Origin of the sequence: Vibrio sp. 10N.286.46.A8 (genome assembly GCF_041470165.1) — a bacterium.
GTDB classification, from domain to species: Bacteria; Pseudomonadota; Gammaproteobacteria; order Enterobacterales; family Vibrionaceae; genus Vibrio; species Vibrio tasmaniensis_A.
In genome coordinates this window covers 1-6,155 of record NZ_JBFRLX010000223.1, presented here as the reverse complement: position 1 = coordinate 6,155, position 6,155 = coordinate 1, and the positions used below count along the sequence as shown (strand labels likewise).

Genomic DNA, 6,155 nt, shown 5'->3' with positions numbered 1-6,155 from the left:
TAACCACGAAAGGTCAACGCGCCCTAAAATCTACTTTACGAGAGTTTTGCTGATTAAGGTACTTTCGAGATATAATTATCCCAATTTTTTCGGTTTTGATGAATCTTTGCGCACTTGATGGGCTAAAAAGCAGCAAAGCCAGATAAAACACAATAAATTCGAATGTGGAAGGTCGATTTTAAGCGAGTTTCCGCGTATAAATGTTCCTTTGCTCTGTTGTGTGGAATGACCACTGACAGCTTGGAAATTAGTAAATAATTAAGAGATTGGGAAATTCATTATGCGTACCCATTACTGTGGTAACCTGAACAAGTCCCTGGCGGGACAAACTGTAGAATTGTGCGGCTGGGTAAACCGTCGCCGTGATTTAGGCGGTCTTATCTTTATCGATATGCGAGATCGTGAAGGCGTCGTTCAGGTTGTTGTCGATCCAGATATGAAAGATATTTTCCCGATCGCGAACCAACTGCGTAATGAATTCTGTATCAAGTTTACTGGTGAAGTACGCGTTCGCCCGGACAGCCAAGTAAATAAAGATATGGCGACGGGTGAAGTAGAGCTTTACGCAACTGGCCTTGAGATCATCAACCGTTCAGAAGCGCTTCCACTAGACTTCAACCAAACGAACTCTGAAGAGCAGCGTCTTAAGTACCGTTACATCGATCTTCGTCGTCCAGAAATGAGCGACCGTATCAAGCTTCGTGCGCGTGCTTCTAGCTTCGTTCGTCGTTTCCTAGACGAGAACCTATTCCTAGACATCGAAACGCCAGTACTAACGAAAGCGACACCAGAAGGTGCTCGTGATTACCTGGTACCAAGCCGTGTTCACAAAGGTAGCTTCTACGCACTTCCTCAATCTCCTCAGCTGTTCAAGCAACTGCTGATGATGTCTGGTTTTGACCGTTACTACCAAATCGTTAAATGTTTCCGTGATGAAGATTTACGTGCTGACCGTCAGCCTGAATTTACTCAAATCGATATCGAAACATCGTTCATGACTTCTCAAGAAGTGCGTAACGTGACTGAGAAGCTTGTTCACGATATGTGGAAAGAACTTCTAGATGTTGAACTAGGTCAATTCCCAGTAATGCCTTTCTCTGAAGCGATTCGTCGTTTTGGTTCTGATAAGCCAGATCTACGTAACCCACTAGAGCTAGTGGACGTTGCTGACTTGGTTAAAGACGTTGAGTTCAAAGTATTCTCTGGCCCAGCTAACGACGAAAAAGGTCGCGTAGCGGTTATCCGTGTTCCAGGTGGTGCTAAGCTAACTCGTAAGCAAATTGACGGTTACGCTGAACACGTAAACATCTACGGCGCGAAAGGCCTAGCTTGGATGAAGATTAACGACCGTGCTGCAGGCATGGAAGGCATTCAATCTCCAGTTGCTAAATTCCTAAGCGAAGACGTAATCAAGGGTATTCTAGATCGCACTCAAGCTGAATCTGGCGATATCATTCTGTTTGGCGCAGACAAAGCGGGCATCGTTGCTGAAGCAATGGGCGCACTTCGTCTTAAACTAGGTACTGATCTAGAGCTAACAGACACATCTGCATGGGCTCCACTGTGGGTTGTTGACTTCCCAATGTTCGAAGAAGACGGCGAAGGTAACCTACACGCAATGCACCACCCATTCACATCGCCACTAGGTGTGAACGCGGAAGAGCTAAAAGCGAACCCAGCAGCAGCAAACTCTGATGCATACGACATGGTAATCAACGGCTACGAAGTAGGCGGCGGTTCGGTACGTATTCATAGCGCAGAAATGCAAACGGCTGTATTCGGTATCCTAGGTATTGAAGCTAAAGAGCAACAAGAGAAGTTCGGCTTCCTACTTGAAGCACTTAAGTACGGTACGCCACCACACGCAGGTCTAGCATTCGGTCTTGACCGTCTAGCTATGCTTCTTTGTGGTACAGAGAACATCCGTGATGTTATCGCATTCCCGAAAACAACAGCTGCAGCATGTCTGCTAACAGATGCGCCAAGCCTAGCAAACCCAGCATCACTGGAAGAGCTAGCAATCGCTGTTAAATTGGCAGAGAAGAAAGAGCAAGCGTAAGCCTGTTATCTTTCTTGTTGATGAAGAGATCCTAGTTGATAGAGAGCTCTTAATTAATTAGCCAAGATTTGTGAGTAAATTAGAAAATGCCCGTTAATTTGACGGGCATTTTTTTTTGCGTTCGATATACTAAGCTGAAAAGCATGTATAAATAATCAGTATTGAAGTTATGTCTATTATCTTAGGGATTGATCCTGGCTCTCGCATTACCGGCTATGGCGTGATTCGTCAAAATGGTCGCCATCTATATTACTTAGGTAGTGGTTGTATTCGTACTTCCGAAAAAGAATTGCCGGGTCGACTAAAACAGATTTATGCCGGTGTGAGCGAAATCATCACTCAGTTCCAGCCGGATGTGTTTGCGATCGAGCAGGTTTTCATGTCGAAGAACGCTGACTCTGCACTTAAGCTTGGACAAGCTCGAGGTAGCGCGATTGTGGCAGCGGTGAATGCAGATTTACCTGTTCATGAATATGCGGCTCGTTTGATCAAGCAAGCGGTGACTGGTAATGGTGGCGCTGATAAGTCTATGGTTCAGAATATGGTGATGAGCATGCTCAAACTACCCGCTAAGCCACAAGCCGACGCAGCCGATGCCCTCGGCGTAGCAATCACTCACGCTAACACTAATAAAACTTTGGTTGCACTGGCAGGTAAAGCGACAGGTGCGAGAAAAGGGCGCTACCGTTAATCCCCTATCGCTTCCTAAAAGTTTGCTTTCGATGAGCCTTACGCCCTGTTTGGCTCATATCAAAACAATACGCACCTAAATCCTTGATGAAATGAGATCTTTCGAACAGAACCCAGATAATAACATTGCGTATCATTTAACATGTTAATAACATTGGTCGGAGGTCTTACAAGTTAATCAAGGATGATCACTGATGAACCCAATCAAGCTGTGGCGCGCGCTGTTTCTACCTAAAAGTAATGGCTGGAGTAACAACGAAGTCAGACAAGCCGATATCTTATTACTCTTCACTTTTATCGCATTCTTCGTGGGTGTCTATAGCTTAATCAAGTGGACTAAGCACGAAGAGCAACTTCTGATCGCCACATCTGTATTTCTTATCGTATTCGAACTGATCTCTGCACTGCTACTTCGTGTGACGAGTAAGCCGAGCCTTGCACTTAACTTTGGTTTTGTCGGCATGGCGGTACACGCGTTGAACATCATTTATCAAAGTGGTGGGGTTGTGGCTTCTACTCAAGCTTATTGGGTGCCTTTGTTAGTGGTCGCTTTTTTCTTATCAGGAACACGAATTGTGGCCTTGGTGTGGAGTGGGTTAGTGATTGGCGTTTCATTGGTGATGACGTCTGCTCACCTTAACGGCTTTGAATTTCCGCAGTTAATACTTACTCCGGAAGCGGTGGTGGTTGAAACTTGGTCTGGCGTGATCATGCCGCTGGTGGTCATCTGCATTGCTCAAGCCTTTACCGCTAAGCAAAAAGAGGTGGCGATCGAAATGGCAGAGGATGCGATTTCAGAAAGCCAACAGATTGCCAATCAAGCGACTCAAAGTGAAGGGCGACTCTCGGTGGTGCTTGATCAAGCTAACTCAAACTCTGAAAGCTTACAGGGCGTATCTGTTCATTTAGACCAGCAGTCTCAGGACCTGCATGCTCAAGTTGAGGTGTTGAACATCAATTGTGAATCTCAAGCGAGTGCAGCAGAACAGATGAGTCAACAACTCCATCAAATGACTCAAGGCATTGAAGAATCCAATTCATTTGTATGTGAACTGAAAGAACGCAGCGAAGCGGTGGGTACCAAAGCGCAAAAGAGCTCAGAGTCACTAGAAGCTTCAACCGATGCGATCAGTCAAATCATTCAAAGTAATCAAGAGATCATGAAGGTCGCTGATTTGATCACTTCGGTTGCTGAGCAAACCAATCTGTTAGCACTTAATGCGGCAATCGAAGCGGCTCGAGCAGGTGAGCAAGGAAGAGGCTTTGCTGTGGTAGCTGATCAGGTAAGAGAGCTATCGGCGAAAAGCAGTCATTCGGCGATAGAGATTCGAACTTTGTTAGATCGCAGTAAAGAAGAAGTTGAACACGGCAGAGCAATCATCGAAACCACGGCGAGCGAGATGAACGGTATTATCTCTGAGGTGCAAACCATATCAACAGATGTTAATCAGCTCACCAATATTATGGCAATGCAGATGAATTCGTTAAAAGAGCTCGATCTCGCCAGTTCAGAAGTGGCGCAAAGTGTGGCGGAAACTAAATCGGTGTCAGGCTTAGTCGCGAATTATGGTTCTGAGCTAACAGGTCATGTGACTTCGGTTAAAGAATTGGTCGCGAGCTTGAACTGCGTGGTCTCGCAAGCCAAACAAGCCTAAATAATTCACTTCAAAAAACACAAAGAACTGGATAAGTATCCAGTTCTTTTATATTCTGTCCTTCAAATTAAATTCCATCAAGAGAGTGAATTGTGATCGGACGTCTCCGCGGTACATTAATAGAAAAACAGCCACCAGAATTATTGATTGAAGTCAGTGGTGTTGGTTATGAAGTTCAAATGCCAATGAGTTGTTTTTATGAGTTACCAAACGTAGGCGAAGAAGCAATTATCTACACTCATTTTGTGGTACGTGAAGATGCTCAGCTACTTTATGGTTTTAACACGGTTAAAGAGCGTGCCTTGTTCCGTGAAGTAATTAAAGCGAATGGTGTCGGCCCTAAACTTGGTCTTGGGATTCTTTCAGGCATGACCGCTAGCCAATTCGTTCAAAGTGTTGAACGAGAAGATATCTCTACGCTGGTTAAACTGCCGGGTGTGGGTAAGAAAACCGCAGAACGTCTGGTTGTTGAAATGAAAGACCGCCTGAAAGGGTGGGGCGCAGGTGACCTGTTTACACCTGCAACAGATGCAGCGCCAATGGACTCTATGCCAACGGTGCACGACGCGGAAGAAGAAGCGGTAAGTGCACTACTTGCATTAGGCTACAAGCCGACCCAAGCTTCTAAGGTGGTTTCTCAAGTGGCTAAAGATGGCATGACCAGCGAACAGTTGATTCGCGAAGCTCTGAAATCGATGGTTTAATACCTCATATACTCGTTCTACAAAACAGATTCATTCACTTTGCCTTTACACAGGGTCAAGAAGCGCATCGTCAAGAAGCGCATAGTTAGGAATATCAGAATTTATGATTGAAGCCGATCGCCTTATTGCACCGGACAACCCAGTATTCAAAGATGAAGATGTCATTGATCGTGCAATACGCCCTAAAGCACTGGCTGACTATCAAGGTCAGGATCACGTCCGTGGTCAGATGGAAATTTTCATCAAAGCAGCACAAATGCGTAATGAGGCGCTCGATCATCTGTTGATATTTGGTCCTCCAGGCTTGGGCAAAACCACATTGGCAAACATTGTTGCTAATGAAATGGATGTGAACATTCGTACCACTTCAGGACCTGTATTGGAAAAAGCAGGTGACTTGGCGGCATTGCTGACCAACCTTGAAGAAAATGATGTTCTATTCATTGATGAGATCCACCGCCTTAGTCCTGTGGTTGAAGAGGTTCTGTATCCGGCAATGGAAGATTACCAATTAGATATCATGATTGGTGAAGGCCCAGCGGCACGTTCTATCAAGATCGACCTTCCTCCTTTCACTTTGATTGGCGCAACCACTCGTGCTGGTTCACTGACATCGCCGTTGCGTGACCGTTTCGGTATTACTCAGCGTCTTGAGTACTATAAAGTTGAAGATTTACAAAACATCGTTCAACGAAGTGCTGATTGTCTTGGTCTTTCTATGGAATCGCAAGGGGCGTTAGAAGTTGCTCGTCGAGCTCGTGGTACGCCACGTATTGCTAACCGTTTACTGCGCCGTGTTCGTGACTATGCGGAAGTGAAAGGCGATGGACATATTTGCCCAGAGGTTGCTGATAAAGCGCTAAACATGTTGGATGTCGATGCTAAAGGTTTCGACTACATGGATAGGAAGCTTTTGCTTGCGATTATGGAGAAGTTTGGTGGTGGGCCGGTTGGTATAGACAACATGGCTGCGGCGATTGGTGAAGAAAGAGATACCATTGAAGATGTGTTAGAACCTTACTTGATTCAACAAGGTTATCTACAAAG

At 45.4% G+C, this 6,155-nt stretch carries 5 protein-coding genes; all 5 read left to right on the top strand.

Features of this window, described 5'->3' with window-relative positions:
• Positions 1–280 precede the first annotated feature (280 nt).
• Entirely contained in the window at positions 281–2,059 is a 1,779-nt protein-coding gene (gene aspS / locus AB4232_RS19345) for an aspartate--tRNA ligase (RefSeq protein ID WP_269334911.1), read from the top strand.
• 169 nt (positions 2,060–2,228) lie between these two features.
• A complete protein-coding gene (gene ruvC / locus AB4232_RS19340; RefSeq protein ID WP_009846369.1) occupies positions 2,229–2,750 on the top strand; it encodes a crossover junction endodeoxyribonuclease RuvC in 522 nt (173 codons plus the stop codon).
• A gap of 193 nt (positions 2,751–2,943) precedes the next feature.
• On the top strand, positions 2,944–4,404 hold the full coding sequence (locus AB4232_RS19335; protein WP_372087790.1) for a methyl-accepting chemotaxis protein: 1,461 nt from the start codon (positions 2,944–2,946) through the stop codon (positions 4,402–4,404).
• A 92-nt stretch (positions 4,405–4,496) separates the two neighbouring features.
• Complete coding sequence (gene ruvA / locus AB4232_RS19330; RefSeq protein WP_009846371.1) at positions 4,497–5,108, top strand: Holliday junction branch migration protein RuvA; 612 nt, start codon at positions 4,497–4,499, stop codon at positions 5,106–5,108.
• A 103-nt stretch (positions 5,109–5,211) separates the two neighbouring features.
• Positions 5,212–6,155: Holliday junction branch migration DNA helicase RuvB (gene ruvB, locus AB4232_RS19325; protein WP_372087789.1), on the top strand; the 944-nt coding region annotated here is incomplete at its 3' end.